Source organism: Armatimonas sp. (assembly GCF_043760365.1).
In the GTDB taxonomy this organism is placed as follows: Bacteria; Armatimonadota; Armatimonadia; order Armatimonadales; family Armatimonadaceae; genus Armatimonas.
In genome coordinates this window covers 1-2,431 of the sequence record NZ_JAYUPA010000036.1, presented here as the reverse complement: position 1 = coordinate 2,431, position 2,431 = coordinate 1, and the positions used below count along the sequence as shown (strand labels likewise).

2 protein-coding genes are annotated in these 2,431 nt (G+C 58.7%); one reads left to right on the top strand and one right to left on the bottom strand.

All coding sequences use genetic code 11. The features are described from left to right. A partial coding sequence (locus tag ACH2EH_RS00875) for a DUF1549 domain-containing protein (protein ID WP_395137877.1) occupies positions 1-1,837 on the bottom strand: 1,837 nt, incomplete at its 3' end. A 57-nt stretch (positions 1,838-1,894) separates the two neighbouring features. On the opposite strand from ACH2EH_RS00875, the gene ACH2EH_RS00870 reads away from it, so the two are divergent. Continuing rightward, the coding region (locus tag ACH2EH_RS00870) for an AraC family ligand binding domain-containing protein (protein ID WP_395137875.1) at positions 1,895-2,431 on the top strand (537 nt) is incomplete at its 3' end.

The following is a 2,431-nucleotide window of genomic DNA, read 5'->3' as shown; positions in this document are numbered from 1 at the left end:
AGACAAAGGTCTCGATGGGCTGGTTCAGCTCCGTGATACACAGCGCACGGTCTACCGAAACGGGCTGGTTTTTAAGATCCTCTAGCTGCTTTTTGAGGCGGGCAGACTCCGGGCTTGCGGATGCGACCCTTGCCTGTCCCTCGGGGCCGTTGCTGGCATTGCTTGAGAGCAGGCGGCGGGGCGCTCTGAGGCCCTGACTTGGCCCTGACCAGGAGACGGCAAGCCCGATCCCAAAGCTATTCTGGAAGTACTCTAAGCGGATCGGAACGCGGCCCGCGTCAAGCCCTACGGTCTGGCTCTGCTCTTGGCCCTGGCCGTGAATTCCATCGTGCTTGATGACCTCCCTGCCATTCACCACTAAGCGGGAGCCATCGTCAGAGTCTAGGAAAAACGTGTAGCGCCCGTCTTTCGGGACGACAATCACTCCCTCAAAGACAAACCCGATGGCGTTGTCTCGATCACGAAGCGTGATATCAAAGCGCTTGCTGGGCACGGGGCCACTGCGCTCCGCCTTGAGTGTGTCAAAGTTCGGGAGCTTCTCAAACGTATCGCGGTAGTACTTGTAGGTCAGATCCTCCAGATCGCTGGCAGTACTGGGATCCGCGCTCGGCGTCGCGTTTTCGAGTTCCTTGAGCTTGATCTGAAGCGTGTCGAGCTTTTGCTTTTTCTCATCAAGGCGTTTCAGATAATCGGAGCGCTGCGCTTCGTTCTCAAAAATCGGCTTCTCATCGGTGGGACCGCCATTGCGGAAGTGGTTGACCCCATTAAAGAAGCTGACTAATTTATAGTAGTCTTTTTGCAGAATCGGGTCTATTTTATGGTTATGGCAGCGGGCGCAGTCAAACGTCAGCCCCATAAAGGTCTGCCCTACCGTGGTGACAATGTCATCTAAACCGTCGTAGCGCGCCTGCTCTCTATCGGTCGGCTCATCGTCCCAGATCCCCAGACGATAGAAGCCCGTGGCAAGTAAACCGTCGTTGCCACCATCAGGAAGCTCATCGCCCGCGAGCTGTTCTTTGACAAACCGATCGTAGGGCTTGTCGGCGTTGAAGCTACGGATCACATAATCTCTATAGCGCCAGACATTGGGCTTGGGGTTATCGCGCTCGTAGGAGTTCGTCTCGGCGTAGCGCATCAGGTCCAGCCACTGCCGCCCTGACTTTTCCCCGTAGTGCGGCGAGGCCAGAAGCGTATCCACGAGCTTTTCGTAGGCACCCGGCGCTTTGTCGGCCTCAAAGGCAGCTACTTCCTCGGGGGTGGGCGGCAGCCCTGTGAGGTCATAGCTCACACGCCGGATCAGCTCGCGACGGGTTGCCGTAGGGCTGGGCTTAAGATTTTTCTTTTCTAGTCGTGCTAGTACAAATGCATCAATAGGATTGCGGACCCAGTTCGCCCCCATGGGGCGGGGGATGGGGGGTAGGCTAACGGGCTGAAAAGCCCAGTGCGTCTTGCCCATCTCAAAGAGTGTTCCACCAACACCACCAGTCTGAGCGGCGGGCCAGTAGCCACCTTGCTTGGTCCAGTCCGCCATCACCGCAACTTCCGTGGGAGTTAAAGCATTGGTATTAAAGGGCATCTGCGGCTTGCCCCCCTCGCCCTTAATGCGCTGCATCACAACGGCGAGCTTATTGGCAGCCAGTGGCTTATCGAGCCGCAAGCCACCCGATGCAACCGCCTCGCCATGACAGCCCTCGCACTTTGCCAGCACGAGAGGCCGCACTTTAGACTCGAAGAAGGTCGTCTGTTCTGCCGTCAGTTTTTGCGGTGCTTGCTGCTGCCCTGCTGCCATTGCAGCCAGCCCGAGCGCACCGATTACTCCCAAGAATTGTTTCCGCATGGGTTCCTTAGCCTTTGTGAATCAGCGTATGGTACAACGAAAGTGTACCCTATCGCCATGAGTGAAACGCAGGATAACCTTCGCCAAACCGCCGCCGAGCTGACCGATACGGGGATTATCGGGGAGCGTACGCGAGAGCGGATTACCCACCGTCCTGCCGGTCCCGCAATGGTCTCGCGTGGGCTACGTGTGGCCGGGCTATCCGAGGCATTTGTCCCCTACCAGATGGTACGTACCCGCTGGCATCAAGGACAGCTTCTAGTGAGCTACAGCGGCGAGGGACTGGCGTGGGTGAAGGGTGAGTGGCTCCCCGTGCCCTCGGGTATGGCCTACCTCTCCCCGCCAGGTGTCCCGCATGCATTCCGTCCACGCTATCCGGAGACGCTCTGGGAGTTTGCTTGGGTGATTTTCACCCCCGACGCCGAGCTGCCCTGGCCTGAGCACTCCAGCCTGGTGAGCGCCGATCCCGAGCCTTTGCGGGATGCAATTTTAGGACTCTGGCGCGAGTCACGGGCGGCGGCGGAGGCGGCGCATCTGGCGGTATGGTCGGAGCTGACGCTGCTACAAGCACGGCGCTTGCTGCGTGGCGGTGCG